The sequence below is a fragment of the Nocardia sp. NPDC050717 genome (assembly GCF_040654275.1).
Classification (GTDB): Bacteria; Actinomycetota; Actinomycetes; order Mycobacteriales; family Mycobacteriaceae; genus Nocardia.
In genome coordinates this window covers 213,868-230,047 of sequence record NZ_JBFAHR010000004.1, presented here as the reverse complement: position 1 = coordinate 230,047, position 16,180 = coordinate 213,868, and the positions used below count along the sequence as shown (strand labels likewise).

The following is a 16,180-nucleotide window of genomic DNA, read 5'->3' as shown; positions in this document are numbered from 1 at the left end:
CGAAGCGCCTGTCGCTACACTGCCCGCGTGGAGATCTTGTGGTGGGGGAGTCATCGGCGGAAAGCCTTCAGCGACGAGGGGATCGCCGCGCGCGACAGGCTGGCGGATGCGGCGCGGGCCGGCGAGTGGGATGTGGTGCTCGAACTCGCCGAGCGGCATCGCAGCGTCAATGCCGTTCGCGTCGGGGGGAATTCGGGATTCGCGCCGCTGCATCAGGCCGCGTGGCTCGGGGCGCCGGAGACCGTGGTCGAGCGGCTGATCGAGCTCGGCGCGTGGCGGACGCTGCGGACCGCCGACGGGGACACCGCCGCGGACATCGCCGACGCGCGGGGCAACGATCACCTGTCGGCACTGCTCGCGCCGCAGCTGGTGCGCGAGGTCGACGCCACTGTGCTCGCGCAGCTCGAATGTCAGTTGCACGCGGTGATTCTGGGCCGGGTGCTCGAGCTGTGCCGGGAGAGCGGGTTCCGCGCGCCGTCGCTGAGTCCCCTGCTCGAATACTCCGGGGCCACCATGTGGGCGGCGATTCCCGGGTTCTACGGCGGCTTCGCGATCGAACTCGCCGTAGACGCGGACGAACTCGATGTCTCGAGCTGGTGCCGGGTGGCCGGTGGCTCGGGGCAGCGGCACCGGATCCGGCCGGACGGGTTCGAACTCGTCGAAGAGGGTTTCGTCTAGTGGTCGGCATATTCGGTTGACCACGTGCGGTGGCCTGGGCAGGGTGGGCTGATGTCGTTGGGACGGATGCCGGTCGTGCTGCCCGCCGAGGTCGAAGAGACCGTTCGCGAGGTCTTCGGGACGGCCGGGGAGCAGTGGATCGAGGCACTGCCGACCCTGGTCGCGGACCTGGCCCGCCGGTGGGAACTGACGGAGTTCTCGACGCCGTTCAGCGGTGGAACGCACGCCTATGTGGCGGCCGTGCGGCGCGCGGACGGGTCGTGGGCGGTGCTGAAGGTGCCGATGGTGGACGAGGAGAATCTCGCCGAGGCGAGCGCGCTGCACTGCTACGGCGGCGACGGCGCGATCCGGCTGCTGGACTTCGATCCGGACAGCGGGGCGTTGCTGCTCGAATGGGCCAGGCCGGGAACGGAATTGCTGACCCAGCCGGGATTCCCGAGCCTCGAGGGCAGGCCCGAGAACCGTGACAAGGTGGCCCTGGCGTGCGCGCTGTACGGCAGGCTGCGGCGTCCCGCCGTCGCGCTGCCGCCGGGGTTTCCCGCGTTCCCCCTCGCCACCGATCTCCCCGCCGGGCTCCTCGCACGGCTGGATACCCCGAATCCCGAACTGGCGCACCTGCTCTCGGCACCACTGCGGGAGCTCGTCGACCACTGGTGCGGCGCGCTGGCCGAACCGGACGGCCCGCTGCTGATCGTCAACCGCGACACCCACCTCGGCAATATCGTTGCCGCCGAACGCGAACCGTGGCTGCTGATCGACCCGAAACCCTGCCTCGGTGAGGCGGCGTTCGATGCGGGCTTCCTGCTCATGATCCAGGCGCAGTCCGACCCCACCCGCGAGCACGTGGACGCCGTCGTGCCCATCACCGCCGCGGCGCTCGGCGTCGACCCCGCCCGGGCCCGCGGCTGGGCGCTGGTGCGCGCTGTCGAGGAGATGACCTGGGCGATCGAGGACGAGGACCCCGACATGCTCGCTCTGCACACCGCTGTCGCCTACGCGCTGGCCGACCTCCCGCCGATGGACCGGCCACACTGAGCGTGCGATCACGCTGACCGTGTCCGGCTCAACCGTCAGCGCCGGTGCAGCGCGTCCAGCAGTGTCTTCACGATCGGATTCTGCCGCCCGTCCTCGCGCAGCACGGCCGAGACCGGGATGCGCAGGCGGTGATCGGTGAGATCGAGGGTGAGCAGTCCCCGGGTGGGGCCCTCATAGAGGATCGTCCAGGATTCCGGCCGGTTGAGCAGTTCCATCGTGGCGGTGTGATCGGGCGGGATCGGCGGGCCGAAGGTGGGCCCGGTCGGGAGGTCGGCGAAGGCCGAGCGGATCAGGGTGTGCAACAGCACCTGTTCCTGCTCGGGCGGGAGCAGCAGGGGATAGGGCGCCAGATCGGCGAGGGTGACCGCGCCGCGCCCGGCCAGGGGATGACTGCTCGAGATCGCGATCACCAGATCCTCGACCCACAGCTGTTCCACCGCCAGGCCGGGCTGGTCGACGCTGCCGCGGATCAGCGCCAGGTCGCAGTCGCCGTCGGCCACCGCGGTGATCCGCTGCCGGAACGGTTTGATCACGTACTCGATCTCGGCGTCGGGGTGCGCGGCGCGGGCGGCGGCGATGGCCGAGAGCGAGCGCGCCGCGAACGACATGTTGGCGGCCAGGCGCACGCGCGGACCGGTGGTGCGCACCGCCGCGCGGATCGCCGACTCGAGACTGAGCATCTGCTTGGCCAGTGGTAGCAGGCGCAGGGTCGCGTCGGTGGGGACGACGGCCCTGGTGGTGCGCTCGAACAACTGGGCGCCGAGGTCACGTTCCAGTCGCGCGATCTGGTGGCTGATCGCGGACTGCGAGATGAAGCAGCGGCTCGCGGCGCGGCTGAAACTGAGCTCCTCACAGACCGCGACGAAGTACGCCAGCTGGCGAAGTTCCACCAGGTCCCTCCTATTTATTAGTTATACAGATAAGAGTCATCTTCAGTATGCGCCCAAACACTGGAAACATCTACGTTCCGCATCGCGTTTACTCATATGAAAGGACTCATTACCCGATCTTGGAGCGCGCGATCATGGAACACACGGATGTCGTCATCGTCGGTTCGGGCTTCGGCGGACTCGCCGCTGCCAAGCAACTGAGCAAGTCACGAATCAACTACGTCCTGATCTCGAGCACGCCCGAGCACCTCTTCCAGCCCCTGCTCTACCAGGTCGCGACCGGGGTGCTCGCCTCGGAGGAGATCGCCCCGCCGATCAAGAACATCCTGCGCCGCCACGAGGGCGCCGACGTCCGGCTCGGCAAGGTGACCGGGATCGACGCCGAGGCCGCCGTCCTCACCTACGAGACCGCCGAGGGTACCCGCCAGATCAGCTACGGATCGCTGATCGCGGCCACCGGCGCCAGCCAGAGCTACTTCGGTCGCGACGACTTCGCGGAGAAGACCTTCTCGCTCAAGACCATCGATGACGCCCAGCGCCTGCGCGATCAGATCGCCTCGGTGTTCGCCGCCGCCGACCACGCCGACGCGGCGACCAGGCAGAAGCTGCTCAGCTTCGTCGTGGTCGGCGCGGGTGCGACCGGTGTCGAGGTGGCGGGCCAGATCAAGGAGCTCGCCAAGCGCCACTTCCATCAGGAGGTGTCGGTGACGCTGGTCGAGGGCGCCGGTGAGGTCCTGCCGCCGTTCGGTGGCGGCCTCTCGGAGTACGCGAAGCGCTCGCTCACCGACAGCGGCGTCGAGGTGCTGCTCGGCACCTTCGTCACCGACATCGAAGAGGGCAAGGTGACCGTGCGCGACCGCGACGGCATCGAGCGCGGCATCGCCGCCGAGACCGTGGTGTGGTCGGCGGGTGTGCAGGTCGGCGGGTTCGCGAAGCTGCTCGCCGAAGCCACCGGCGCCGAGACCGACCGCGCCGGCCGTCTGCTGATCAACCCGGACCTGACCGTCGGCGGCCACGCCGACATCTACGCCATCGGCGACATGACCTCGCTCAACGGTTACCCGGGCCAGTCGCCGGTGGCCATGCAGGAGGGCCGCCACGCCGCCGACATCATCCGGCGCAAGAAGGACGCGGGCACCCCCTTCGTCTACTGGGACAAGGGCAGCATGGCCGTGATCAGCCGGTTCAGCGCGGTGGTGAAACTCAACGACCGCATCACGTTCCGCGGCACCATCGCCTGGGGGATGTGGCTGGCCGTGCACCTGCTGTACCTGGTGGGCTTCCGCAACCGCTTCGCCGCGGTGGCCTCGTGGCTGGTCGCCTTCCTCGGCACCGGCCGGCCCGGTTTCGCCGAGGTCCGCAAGGCCGCCCCGGCTCGCGAACGCGAATCAGTGCCGCACGCGGCCTGATCCGCCCCCGTTCGACCGAAACGGCCCGCCGGTGTTCCGGCGGGCCGTTTTCGGGTCATGGAAACCGCAACCCCGCAGGTCGGCGAACGGTTCGCGGCCGGGCGGTGAACGGGCGGTGTGACCGAAGTCTCGTTCACCGAACCGGCATCGGGTCGACACTTCGCGGTCAGCCCGATGCCGATTCGGACTGGCTTCATCAGCACTATGACAATTTCGTCCGTGTTGACCGCGCCGGCGCCGGACTCCGGGGTGGGGAAGTCTCGTTACTCGCTGGTCGTCGCGTCCGACGCCGAGCACCGGGAAGCCGCGCAGCGCTTGCGCTTCCAGGTCTTCGCGTCCGAGCCGGGATTCCAGATGCCCGACAACGGTACCGGCCTCGACGCCGACCGGTTCGACGAGCACTGCGATCACCTGCTCGTCCGTGACGAGTTCACCGAACAGTTCGTCGGCTGCTACCGGATGCTGCCGCCGGACAAGGTCGCCGCCGCCGGTGGGTACTACACCGCGACCGAGTTCGATCTCGCCCAGCTCGACCCCGAGGGCCACCGCATCGTCGAGATGGGCCGGGCCTGCGTGGTGCCCGATCACCGCAACGGCTCGGTGCTCACCCTGATGTGGGCGGGCATCCTGCACTACATCCAGCTCACCGGCTACGACTGGGTGATGGGCTGCGTCTCGGTGCCCATGCAGGACGGTCCCGACGACCCTGCCGGTGTCAACGTGCGCGGCGTGCGCGACCTGCTGCTCGGCCGCCACGCGTGCGACCCCGAGCGCCGCGTGCACCCCTACAACCCGGTCGTCGTCGACGGCCTCGCCCTCGACCAGTTGACCCCGCCGAGCCGCCCCAAGTTACCGCCGCTGCTGCGCGGGTACCTGCGGCTGGGTGCCGAGATCTGCGGCGAACCGGCCCACGACCCCGAGTTCGCGGTCGCCGACTTCGTCGCCCTGCTCGGCCTGGAAACCATCAATACCCGGTATCTGGAGCGGCTGCAGAGCGCGGCCGCCAATTTCGACGGGAAGTAACCGCCATGGTGTTCGACGCGCCGCCCGCCCCCCACTCGCACTCGTGGATGCCGTCGAGCCCCTGTGGTTCCGGCTGCATCGAACCGATCGACCAGGTCGGCACCGCCAGGATGGTCGTCCGCCTGGCCGGTGTGCTCGGACTCGTGCTCACCTTCCCGGTGCTCACCGCCGCCACCCCGCGTTCGCGCCGGGAGAACCTGCAGCGCCGCTACGCCAGGGCCGCGCTCGGCTGCCTCGGCATGCGCCTGCGCATCGTCGACAACCGCCCGCCGGAGCAGGTGTCGGCGGCAGGCTTCGCCGATTCCGGTACCGCGGTGATGGTGGTGACCGGCCACATCGGCTGGGCCGATGTGGTGGCGCTGGCCGCCGTGCAGCCGTGTGGTTTCGTGGCTCGCGCCGACATGGTCGAATGGCCGGTGCTCGGCAAGCTCGCCCAGCTCACCAGGGTGATCCCGATCGAGCGCGCCCGGCTCCGGGAACTGCCGGGCGTGGTCGGCCAGGTGGCGGGGCGGCTCGCCGAGGGCAATCGGATCGCGGTCTTCCCCGAGGGGACCACCTGGTGTGGGCGCGCCTACGGTTCGATGCGGCCCGCCATGTTCCAGGCGGCGATCGACACCACCACCGCCGTGCAGCCGGTGCGGCTGCGCTATCTCGACCGGCACGGAACGCCGTGTACCGTCCCGGGTTTCGTCGGTGAGGACACCTTCGCCGATTCGGCCGAGCGGGTGCTGCGCAGCAAGGGCATGGTCGTGGAGATCGTGCTGGAACCGCAGGAGCACCCCGGACTGGACCGTCGCGACCTGGCCCGCCGATGCGAGGCCGCGGTGCGCGGTACCGACCGCTCCCGGCACGGCGTGCTCGACACCGAATGGATCGAAGCGGGCTCCACCCGCGTGCAAGACCCGTCGGTGGGTCAGCGGACACCCGAGGCGGCCACGGCTACCGCTTGGTAATCGACAGCATTTCGCAGACTTCCGGACCGGAGACCGCTCTATGCGGTCTCCGGTCTTTTCGCTTTACCGTGGGTTAGCCGGGAAGTGGCAGGTCGTCCGCGAGGGTGCGCTGCCGCCGAAATGTGAAAAGCAACCGTCCGCCCGCGAGGTCGTTTCCCCTGCGTAAGAGGTGTCTATGACCTGGATTACATACTGAGCGGTTGGCTATACCCAATACGTGGGATGTCAAACCTACGAATTGCCGATGCGCCGAAATTGATGAGATATTTCCGGTACCGTCACGCAGGATTTTCCCGATACCCCGGTAGAACCGAGAGTCCCGGCGACGTCGAACAGGGCGATTGCCTGGGTTCTCCATGGTGAAGGGAAGCGTTACCGGTGTCCGAGCAAGCTTCTGGCGTCCGCCCTCCCGCCGTGCGCCGGGTGCGCCGCGTGTCCGGCTGTACCCTGCCGCGACTGCTGATGGCCGCGGTCGAGCGCGCCCCCGAGTCGGTGGCGATCACCTACGCCGGGCAGTCGCTCACCTACACCGAACTCGACGAGCGGTCCTCGCAGCTGGCCCGCGTGCTGATCGGGCGTGGCGTCGGACCCGGCGACCGGGTCGTGCTCGCCCTGACCAGGTCCGTGGACGCCGTCGTCGCGCTGTGGGCCGTGGCCAAGACCGGAGCCGCGTTCGTCCCGGTCGATCCGCGCTACCCCGCCGAGAGGGTCGCCCACATGCTCGCCGATTCCGGCGCCGGGTTCGGCATCGCCCTGGCCGCCGACGCCGCCCGGCTGGACGCGGGGTTGCGCTGGTTGGCCCTGGACTCCGCGTCGTGCCGCGAGGAGCTGGCCCTGGTCTCGGACGCGCCGGTGGCCGCGGTCGACCGCACGCGCAGGCTCTTCGGCGACGACATCGCCTACGTCATCTACACGTCCGGCTCGACCGGTGTGCCGAAGGGTGTCGCCGTCACCCACACCGGGCTGGCCGGGCTGTGCGCCGAGCAGGTCCGCCGTTTCGGCATCACCGGTGCCGCGCGCACCCTGCACTTCGCCTCGCCCAGTTTCGACGCCAGCATCCTCGAGCTGCTGCTCGCCGTCGGCGCCAGCTCGACGATGGTCATCGCGCCGCCCGACATCTACGGCGGCGACGAGCTGACCGAGCTGCTGCGGTCCGAACGGGTGACGCACGCCTTCATCACCCCCGCCGCGCTCGCCGGGGTCGACGGATCGGGACTGCCCGACCTCGCCGCGATCGTCGTCGGCGGCGAGGCCTGCCCGCCCGACCTGATCGCGCGCTGGTCGCCGGGCCGCCGCTTCTACAACCTCTACGGTCCTACCGAGACCACGGTGGCGGCCTCCATCAGCGACCCGCTCGTCCCCGGCGATCAGATCACCATCGGCGCCCCGATTCCGGGCATGACGGCCCGGGTCCTGGACGCCCGCCTGCGGCCGGTGCCCGACCGGGTGCCCGGCGAGCTGTATCTGACCGGGCCGGGTACCGCGCGCGGCTACCACGCGCGCGCCGGACTCACCGCGGCCCGCTTCGTCGCCGACCCGCTGGGCGACGGCAGGCTCTACCGCACCGGTGACCTCGTGAAGTGGGACCACGCGCCCAGCGGCGAACCGCAGCTGGTGTTCCTCGGGCGCACCGACGCCCAGGTGAAGCTGCGCGGCTTCCGCATCGAACTGGGTGAGATCGACGCGGTGCTCGGGTCCGACGAATCCGTCCGCGTCGCCACCACACTCGTGCGCACCCTGCCCAGCGGCGTCGACGCCCTCGTCGCCTACGTCGTGCCCGCCCCCGGCGCCACCGTCGACCCGGCGGCGCTGACGGCCATGGCCCAGCGACGGCTGCCGCAGCACGCGGTTCCGGCGGCGATCGTGCCGATCGAGCGGCTGCCGCTGACCCCGGTCGGCAAGCTCGACCACCGGGCGCTGCCGGAGCCGGAGTTCACCGCCCGTGCCGTCGAAGCGCCGCGCGGGGACACCGAGGACGCGGTGGCCGCGGTCTTCGCCGAGCTGCTCGGTGCCGAGCGGATCGGTCGCGACGACGACTTCTTCGCCCTCGGCGGCAATTCCCTGCTCGCCACCCAGCTGGCCGGTCGCCTCGGCGCGGTGACCGGCGTGCGGGTGCCCGCCCGCACGGTCTTCGAACACGGGACCGTCGCCGCGCTGGCTGCCGCGCTCGACGCCCTCGTGGGCGATGCGGCGGCGCGCGTCCCGCTGACCCGGCGCGAGCGCGGCGAGCGGGTGCCGCTGTCCCTCGCCCAGCAGCGCATGTGGTTCATGGCGCGCCTCGACCCCGATTCCAGCGCGTACAACATCCCCGTCGCCCTGCGCCTGTCCGGCCCGCTCGACACCGCCGCGCTGACCGCCGCCCTCGACGACGTCCTCGACCGGCACGAAGTGCTGCGCACCGTGTACCCCGAGCACGACGGCCAGGGCTACCAGCGGGTGCTGCCGGTGGCCGAGGCGGGCATCGACGTGACCGTCACCGCGATCGCCGAGGATGAGCTGCGCGGCGAGCTGGCCCGCCTCACGCTCGGCGGGTTCGCCGTGTGCGAGCGAGTCCCGGTGCGCGCCAAGGTGTTCCAGCTCTCGCCGACCGAACACGTGCTGGCCGTGGTGGTGCACCACATCGCGACCGACGGCTTCTCGCTCGGCCCGCTCACCCGCGACCTCATGACCGCCTACCTCGCCAGGGTGGCCGGTGCCGCCCCGGACTGGGCGCCGCTGCCGGTGCAGTACGCCGACTACACGCTGTGGCAGCACGAGATGCTCGGCGCCGCCGAGGATCCCGCCTCGCTGCTGGCGACCCAGCTCGGCTACTGGCGCGACGAACTCGCCGGTGCGCCCACCCTGCTGGAACTGCCCACCGATCATCCGCGTCCGCCGGTCGCGGGCAGCCGAGGCGCCGCCGCGCACTTCGCGCTCGACGCCGATCTGCACCGGGCGCTGGAACGTCTCGCGCGCGAGCACAACGCCTCGCTGTTCATGGTGCTGCGGACGGCGCTGTCGGTGCTGCTGGCCCGGCTGGCAGGCACCGACGACATCACGGTCGGCGCTCCCGTCGCCGGCCGTGGCGAGCCCGAACTCGACGACCTGGTCGGCATGTTCGTCAACACCGTGGTGCTGCGCACCCGCGTCGACGCGGCCGAGCCCTTCGAAGCCCTGCTGAACCGGGTCCGCGAGACCGACCTCGCGGCCTTCGCCCATGCCGACGTGCCGTTCGAACGCCTTGTCGCCGAACTGGATCCGCCGCGCACCCAGGCCCATCACCCGCTGTATCAGGTGGCGCTGTCGCTGCAGAACTTCGGCGGCGTCCGGCTGGAACTGCCCGATCTGGTGGTGTCGGCGGTCGACCTCGGCGACGAGGTGGCGCCGGTGGACCTGCAGCTGACCGTCGTCCCGCACGAGGACGCCACCGGTCCCGCCGGGCTGCGCTGCTCGTGGCGCTACGCCGCCGACCTGTTCGACGAATCGACGGTCGCCGCGCTCGGCCTTCGCCTGCGCGCCTTGCTCGAAGCGGCCGTCGCCGCGCCGCAGCGGCCCGTCGGCGACCTGCCGATCCTGCTCGACGGTGAGCTGGTCGAACCGGCGGGCGCGGTGCGCCCGGTGCCGGACCCGACGCTGCTCGACGCCTTCCGCGCGCAGGCGCTGCGCCGTCCGGCCGCACCCGCCGTCACCTTCGCCGACCGCACCCTCGACTACGCGGAGCTGGCGAGCCGGGTGAACAGGTTGGCGCGCTTGCTGATCGCGACCGGTGTCGGTCCGGGCTCGACGGTCGCGGTGGGGATCAAGCCCTCGATCGACCTGGTGGTGGCGATGTACGCGGTGTTCGCCGCGGGCGGTGCCTATGTGCCGATCGATCCGGACTCGCCCGCGGAGCGCCGGGCCGACATCCTGTCCGCGGCCGATCCCGTCTGCCTGCTGACCACCGCGGGCGATGCCGTGACGGCCGAGGGGCTGCCGGTGGTCTCGGTGGATCTGGTCGCGGATTCCGGTGCGCTGTCGGCCTTCTCGGACGCGTGGCTGACCGACGCCGACCGGCTGCGGCCGCTGCGCGCGCAGGACCTGGCGTATGTGATCTTCACGTCGGGCTCGACCGGCAAGCCCAAGGGTGTCGGGGTGCCGCACGCGGCCATCGTCAACCAGGCGGCCTTCATGGTCGGCGAGTACGGCGTGGGGGAGAATGACACTGTCCTGCAGTCGATTCCGTTCACCTTCGACGCGTCGATGATCGGGTTCGCGACGCCGCTGCGGGCGGGCGCGCACATGATCGTGGCCGCCGCGCACGGCCTCACCGATCCCGCCTACCTGGCCGACCTCATCGCCCGGCACCGGGTCACCGGAACCACGATCGTGCCGTCGGTGTTGCAGATGCTGCTCGCCGACGCGCCGGAAGGCGCGCTGCGCTCGGTGCGCGCGGTGTGGGTCGGCGGTGAGCCGCTGCCCAACGCCACCATCGCCCGCTTCGCCGCCGCCACCGCGGGCAGGCTGCACAATCTGTACGGGCCGACGGAGGCCACGGTGTCGATCACCGGCGCCGACGTGACCGAGGTGGGCGCGGGCGTGGTCCCGATCGGCAAGCCGCACTGGAACTCTCGCGCCTACGTGCTGGACGCCCGGCTGCGACCGGTGCCCGCGGGCACACCCGGCGAGCTGTACCTGGCCGGCGCGCAGCTCGCCCGCGGGTATCTCGGGAGCCCGGACAAGACGACGGAGCGTTTCGTCGCCGATCCGTTCGCCGACGCCGGGGAACGGATGTACCGCACCGGCGATCTGGTGCGCCGGCTGCCCACCGGGGACCTCACCTACCTGGGCCGCACCGACGTTCAGCTCAAGCTGCACGGCCTGCGGATCGAGCCGGGGGAGATCGAGGCCGCCCTGCGCACCCATCCCACTGTCGCGGGCGCGGCCGTCGCCGTGCACCACGAACAGCTGATCGGCTACCTCATTCCGGTGGCAGGCGCGGCGATCGACCTCGTCGACGTGCAGGCCGCGCTCCGTACCTTGTTGCCGCCGTACATGATTCCGCACCGGCTGCTGGTGCTCGACGAGTTCCCGCTCGGCGCCACCGGCAAGCTCGACCGCAAGGCGCTGCCCGCCCCGGCCGTCGAGGTGCGCGAGTACCGCGCGCCCGCCACCGCCGACGAGCGGATCGTGGCCGAGGTGATCGCCGAGGTGCTCGGGCTCGACCGGGTCGGCCGCGACGACGATTTCTTCGTCCTCGGCGGCACCTCGCTCTCGGCCATCCGGGTGCGCTCGGCACTGTCCGAGCGGCTCGCCGTCGAGGTGCCGCTGCGCCTGCTGTTCAGCTATCCGCTGGTCAGTGATCTGGCGTTGGCCGTGCGCGACGAATCCGCGGCCGGGGCGAGCGGGCCCGACCCCGCCGCCGACGCGATTCTCGACGCGTCGATCGATCCCGCCGGGTGTGCGCCCGCGCGACCGGGCGCCCCGGCGACGGTGTTGCTCACCGGCGCCACCGGTTTCCTCGGCAGCTTCCTGCTGCGCGAGCTGCTCGAGCAGACCGATGCCGTCGTGCACTGCCTCGTGCGCGCCACCGACGACGCGGGCGCGGTGGATCGCGTCGTGCGCACCGCCGCGAGCTACGCCATCGACCTGCGGCCCTACGTGGACCGGATCGTCGGCGTCCCAGGCGATCTCGCGCGGCCCCGGCTCGGACTCGACGCGGCGCGCTTCGCCGAACTCGGCGCCGGGATCGACGCGATCTACCACAACGGCGCGCTGGTCAACCATCTCGAGCCGTACGCCAGGATGCGCGACGCCAATGTCGGCGGCACCACCGAGGTGCTGCGCCTGGCCACCACGACCCGGCTCAAGCCGATCCACTACGTGTCCACACTGTCGGTGCTGGCGGGGATCCCGCAGCCCGACGGCGTGCCCGCCGGGCTACCCGGCTACGCGATGACGAAGTGGGTCGCCGAACAGCTCGTGCACACCGCGATCGAGCGCGGCGTACCCCTGGCCGTCTACCGGCCGGGCCTGATCACCGGTGACTCGCGCACCGGTGTCGCGCCCGCCGAGGACGCCTGGTGGACCATGCTGCGCGCCATGCTGGTGCTCGGCGTCGCCGTCGACGTGCGTGCGATCGGCATCGAGATGGCGCCCGTCGACCATGTCGCGGCGGGCATCGTGCGCTGCTCCCGCGACACCGCCGCACTGGGCACCGTCTACCGCGCGGCGGGCGCCCAGGTGCCGCTGCAGGTGGTCTACGAGGAGATCGTGCGCAGGCACTACCGCTTCGATTTCATCGACCCGATGGAATTCGGCCTCGCGCTGACCACCGCCGCCGAACGCGTCGACGCCGACCCGATCCTGGCCCGCGCCTCGGCGCTGAGTGGCAACTACGCCGCCGCCATCGCCAAGGCCGACCCGGCCACGGTCCTGAGCGCCGTCGAATCGGCCGCGCCCACCGAGCCCTTCCGCGGCGTCCCGATCGAGCTCCCCCCGGTCGACGCCACGGTCATCAGCCGCTACTTCGACCACTACATCGACACCGGGTTCTTTCCCGCTCCCGGGGGCAGCCTCACCCCGGCCTGACCCGATCCCGCGGGAGCCGGTCGACGGCTCCCGCGGCCGGTCTCACTTGGCGTAGTCGTAGAAGCCGCGGCCGGACTTGCGGCCGAGGCGGCCCGCGTCGACCATGCGGCGCAGCAGGGCGGGCGGGGCGAGGTGCGGCTCGGCGAACTCGGCGTAGAGCGATTCCGAGGCGGCCAGGGCGATGTCGAGGCCGACGGTGTCGAGCAGGGTCAGCGGGCCCATCGGGTAGCCGCAGCCGCCCTTCATGGCCGCGTCGATGTCCTCGGCGGTGGCGTAGCCCGACTCCAGCATCCGGATGGCGGAGCACAGGTAGGGGATGAGCAGCGCGTTGACGATGAAGCCGGAGCGGTCGCCCGCCTGCACGGTCATCTTGCCCAGGGTGTTCTTGGCGTAGTCGGTGACGGCCGCGGCCGCCTCCGGCGCGGTGACCAGGGTCGAGATGATCTCGACCAGCGGCATCACCGGCACCGGGTTGAAGAAGTGCACGCCGACGACGCGCTCGGGCCGCTGGGTGGCACCGGCCACCTTGATCACCGGGATCGAGGAGGTGTTGGTGGCGAGGATGCCCTCGGGCTTCACGATCTTGTCGAGCTTGCCGAAGATCTCGTACTTCAGCGACTCGATCTCCGGCGCGGCCTCGATCACCAGGTCACGGTCGGCGAACTCGTCCATGTCCAGGGTGACGCGCACGCGCGCGATCGCGGCGTCGGCCTCTTCCTGGGTGATTTTGCCGCGGGCCACGCCCTTGCCGATCGAGCCGGCGATGCGCTGCTGCGCGGCGTCGGCGAACTCCTGCTTGGTCTCCAGCACGAGGACCGAGCTCCCCGCCTTGGCACACACCTCGGCGATGCCGGCACCCATGGTGCCGCCACCGATCACACCGATCAACTCCATTGCCGTACTCCCAACATCGCATTGCCCTGGTTGTCCCGGGGATTATTTCATCCGACCTGGCACTGAGTGCCACAGGCCGGGACGAGGGAGCCACGCACACACCGGGCCGCCACCCGCTCGTCGGTCGAGCGGGTGGCGGCCCAGGGGATTTCGGCCTAGGAGACCGTGGTCAGCTCCGGTTCCTCGGACCGTGGCCGCCCGCGGCCGAGGATCGAGTGCCTGCGCCCGTAGGCGAAGTACACGATGACACCGAGGGCCATCCAGAGCACGAACCGCACCCAGGTCTCGATCGAGAGGTTCAGCATCAGCCACAGGCAGGCCAGCGCGGCCAGGATCGGCACCACCGGGACGAACGGCACGCGGAACCCGCGCTGCAGGTCCGGGCGGGTCCGGCGCAGCACCAGCACGCCGATCGACACCAGCACGAACGCGACGAGGGTACCGATGTTGACCATCTCCTCGAGCGTGCCGAAGTCGACGAATCCGGCCAGCAGCGCGCACACCACGCCGACCAGCACGGTCAGCCGGACCGGCGTGCCCTTCTTGCCGGTCTGTGCCAGCGAGCGGGGCAGCAGGCCGTCGCGGGCCATGGCGAACAGCACCCGGGTCTGGCCCAGGTACATCACCATCACCACGGTGGACAGTCCGGCAAGGGCGCCGATGGCGATGATGTTCTTCACCCAGGTCGCGCCGTGGATGGCGAAGGCCGTGGCGAGCGTGGCGTTGCCGTCGGCGAGTTCGGTGTAGGACACCATGCCGGTGAGGATCAGCGAGACCGCGATGTAGAGCACGGTCACGATGGCCAGCGACCCCAGGATGCCGCGCGGGACGTCGCGCTGCGGGTTGCGGGTCTCCTCGGCGGTGGTGGCGACCACGTCGAAGCCGATGAAGGCGAAGAACACCAGGCTGGCCGCGGCGAGCAGCCCGTACCAGCCGTAGCTGGTGCCGCCGGATCCGGTGAGGAAGGCGAACAGCGACTGGTGCATCCCCTCGGCCTTCTCCGACGGCTGCGCGGGCGGGATGTAGGGGGTCAGGTTCGACGGCTTGAAGTAGGTCGCGCCCACCACCAGCACCAGCGCGATCACGCCCAGCTTGATCGCGACCGCGATCGCCGAGACCCGCGAGGACAGCTTGGTCCCGGTGGCCAGCAGCACGCCGACGATCGCGATGATCACCACCGCGCCCCAGTCGAAGGTCACCGAGCCCAGGTGCAGCACCGGTGCCGACGAGCCGAGCACTTCGCCCAGGTATTGCGACCAGCCCTTGGCGACCACCGACACCGCGAGCGCGAACTCGAGGATCAGGTCCCAGCCGATGATCCAGGCGATCACCTCGCCGAAGGTGGCGTAGGCGAAGGTGTACGCGCTGCCGGCGACCGGCACGGTGGAGGCGAACTCCGCGTAACACAGGGCCGTGAGGCCGCAGGCGATCGCCGCGAAGACGAACGCGAGCGAGACGGCGGGCCCGGCGACGGTGCCCGCGGTGCGCGCGGTCAGCGTGAAGATGCCCGCGCCGATCACCACCGCGACGCCGAAGATCGTCAGGTCCTTGGCCGTGAGGTCCTTGCGGAGCTTGGCGTCGGGATCGTCGGTGTCGCGGATGGACTGCTCGACGGACTTGGTGCGGAACAGGCCGCTCATCCTGGTCATCACAGTGCTCGCGGAATGGCGTCGAGACGGCGTTCGGCGAAGCGGTTGGCGGCGGCGCCGGTGCCGATGCCCTCCGTCGTCGCGTCGGCGATGATGTCGCGGCAGCGGCGGTAGATGCCCTCGACCTCGAGTTCCACCTCGGCCGGGGCGGCGTCGCGCAGCTCGCCCGCCACCTGGATCAGGCCGCCCGCGTTGGCGACGAAGTCCGGCACCCAGGTGATGCCGCGCGCGGTGAGCGCCTGCTCCACCTCGGGCGTGGCCAGCTGGTTGTTGGCGGCGCCGCAGATCAGCTTCGCCTCGATCTCGCGGGCGCTGGTCTCGGTGAGGGTGGCGCCCAGCGCGCACGGGGCGTAGACGTCGACGGGCGCGGTGGACACGGTGGAGAGCAGCCGCACGGCGGGCAGCTCGTCGGCCACGCGGCGCAGCGCCGCCTCGTTCACGTCGGTGACGCAGACCTCGGCGCCGTCGGCCAGCAGCAGCGCGGTGAGCTCCCGTCCGACCTTGCCGACGCCCTCGACGCCGACCGTGCGTCCGGCCAGTGTGGGTGCGCCCCAGAGGAATTCGGCGCCGGCGCGCATCGAGTGGAAGACGCCGAGGGCGGTGAGCCGAGCGCTGTCCCCGCTGCCGCCCGCGGCGACGCTGCGGCCGGTGACGTAGCGGGTGTGGCGGCCGATCACGTCCAGGTCGTCGGTGTTGGTACCCACGTCACCGGCGGTGATGTAGCGCCCGCCGAGGGTCTCGACGAAGCGCGCGTAGGCGGCGAGCAGCTCCTCGCTCTTGAGCGTCGCCGGGTCGCCGATGATCACCGCCTTGCCGCCACCGAGGTCGACACCGGCCGCCGCGGCCTTGTAGGTCATGCCCCACGACAGGCGAAGCACGTCCTGCAGCGCCGCCGACTCGTCGGCGTACGGGTAGAAGCGGGTACCGCCGAGGGCGGGACCGAGCGCGGTCGAGTGGATGGCGATGATCGCCTTCAGGCCCGACTTGTCGTCCTCGCAGAACACCACTTGCTCGTGGGCGCGGGCACTGAGTTCGTGCGATCGGCCGAAGACGCCTGCCTCGGTGTGCACAACGGTCACTGTCGATATCCTTTCGGGTTACCA

At 70.9% G+C, this 16,180-nt stretch carries 10 protein-coding genes; 6 read left to right on the top strand and 4 right to left on the bottom strand.

Going from position 1 to position 16,180, the window contains the following annotated elements:
• Window positions 1–27 precede the first annotated feature (27 nt).
• Window positions 28–678: an ankyrin repeat domain-containing protein gene (locus AB0H56_RS11650; protein WP_357160785.1), complete on the top strand. Its 651-nt coding sequence runs from the start codon at window positions 28–30 to the stop codon at window positions 676–678.
• 51 nt (window positions 679–729) lie between these two features.
• A complete protein-coding gene (locus tag AB0H56_RS11645) occupies window positions 730–1,713 on the top strand; it encodes an aminoglycoside phosphotransferase family protein (protein WP_357160782.1) in 984 nt (327 codons plus the stop codon).
• A gap of 35 nt (window positions 1,714–1,748) precedes the next feature.
• Here AB0H56_RS11645 and AB0H56_RS11640 read toward each other — a convergent pair whose 3' ends face one another.
• Entirely contained in the window at window positions 1,749–2,603 is an 855-nt protein-coding gene (locus AB0H56_RS11640; protein WP_280217827.1) for a LysR family transcriptional regulator, read from the bottom strand.
• A gap of 134 nt (window positions 2,604–2,737) precedes the next feature.
• Here AB0H56_RS11640 and AB0H56_RS11635 point away from each other — a divergent pair, with 134 nt between their 5' ends.
• From AB0H56_RS11635 to AB0H56_RS11620, 4 genes are all read left to right on the top strand, one after another.
• Window positions 2,738–4,012: an NAD(P)/FAD-dependent oxidoreductase gene (locus AB0H56_RS11635; RefSeq protein WP_357160778.1), complete on the top strand. Its 1,275-nt coding sequence runs from the start codon at window positions 2,738–2,740 to the stop codon at window positions 4,010–4,012.
• 204 nt (window positions 4,013–4,216) lie between these two features.
• Window positions 4,217–5,035, top strand: a complete 819-nt coding sequence (locus tag AB0H56_RS11630) for a GNAT family N-acyltransferase (protein ID WP_357160775.1) — start codon at window positions 4,217–4,219, stop codon at window positions 5,033–5,035.
• A 5-nt stretch (window positions 5,036–5,040) separates the two neighbouring features.
• Complete coding sequence (locus AB0H56_RS11625; protein ID WP_357160772.1) at window positions 5,041–5,988, top strand: lysophospholipid acyltransferase family protein; 948 nt, start codon at window positions 5,041–5,043, stop codon at window positions 5,986–5,988.
• Window positions 5,989–6,420: 432 nt separating this feature from the next.
• The gene (locus AB0H56_RS11620; RefSeq protein ID WP_357160769.1) at window positions 6,421–12,534 is read left to right on the top strand and encodes an amino acid adenylation domain-containing protein; all 6,114 of its coding nucleotides are present in this window, start codon (window positions 6,421–6,423) and stop codon (window positions 12,532–12,534) included.
• Between the two features lie 42 nt (window positions 12,535–12,576).
• Here AB0H56_RS11620 and AB0H56_RS11615 read toward each other — a convergent pair whose 3' ends face one another.
• The 3 genes from AB0H56_RS11615 to AB0H56_RS11605 all read right to left on the bottom strand — a co-directional run bounded on the left by AB0H56_RS11615 (window position 12,577) and on the right by AB0H56_RS11605 (window position 16,156).
• Window positions 12,577–13,428 (bottom strand): 3-hydroxybutyryl-CoA dehydrogenase, encoded by an 852-nt coding sequence (locus AB0H56_RS11615; protein ID WP_110036186.1) that lies wholly within the window; start codon window positions 13,426–13,428, stop codon window positions 12,577–12,579.
• 155 nt (window positions 13,429–13,583) lie between these two features.
• A complete protein-coding gene (locus AB0H56_RS11610) occupies window positions 13,584–15,077 on the bottom strand; it encodes an amino acid permease (protein WP_357160765.1) in 1,494 nt (497 codons plus the stop codon).
• Window positions 15,077–16,156: a Glu/Leu/Phe/Val dehydrogenase dimerization domain-containing protein gene (locus AB0H56_RS11605; RefSeq protein ID WP_357160762.1), complete on the bottom strand. Its 1,080-nt coding sequence runs from the start codon at window positions 16,154–16,156 to the stop codon at window positions 15,077–15,079. Before AB0H56_RS11605 ends, AB0H56_RS11610 begins: the two co-directional genes overlap by 1 nt.
• Window positions 16,157–16,180 lie beyond the last annotated feature (24 nt).